Origin of the sequence: Duganella aquatilis, from assembly GCF_009674565.1 — a bacterium.
GTDB lineage: Bacteria > Pseudomonadota > Gammaproteobacteria > Burkholderiales > Burkholderiaceae_D > Rugamonas > Rugamonas aquatilis.
In genome coordinates this window covers 1-431 of record NZ_WKJL01000069.1, presented here as the reverse complement: position 1 = coordinate 431, position 431 = coordinate 1, and the positions used below count along the sequence as shown (strand labels likewise).

1 protein-coding gene is annotated in these 431 nt (G+C 61.3%); it reads right to left on the bottom strand.

Features of this window, described 5'->3' with window-relative positions:
• Positions 1-431: GTP-binding protein (locus GJ698_RS30260; RefSeq protein ID WP_229260225.1), on the bottom strand; the 431-nt coding region annotated here is incomplete at both ends.

The following is a 431-nucleotide window of genomic DNA, read 5'->3' as shown; positions in this document are numbered from 1 at the left end:
TTGATGATGCCGCGCTCAACACGACCGGTCACCACGGTGCCGCGACCCGAGATCGAGAACACGTCTTCCACTGGCATCAGGAAGGCGCCGTCCACTGCGCGCTCTGGCGTAGGGATGTACGAATCCAGTGCGTCGGCCAGGGCCATGATGGCTTGCTCGCCCAGAGGACCGGTGTCGCCGTCCAGTGCTTTACGTGCCGAACCTTTGATGATTGGCAGGTCGTCGCCTGGGAACTCGTATTTCGACAACAGCTCGCGAACTTCCATTTCCACCAGTTCCAGCAGCTCTTCGTCGTCGACCAGGTCGCACTTGTTCAGGAACACGACGATGTATGGAACGCCAACTTGGCGGGCCAGCAGGATGTGCTCGCGGGTCTGTGGCATTGGGCCGTCAGCTGCGGAGCAAACCAGGATCGCGCCGTCCATCTGCGC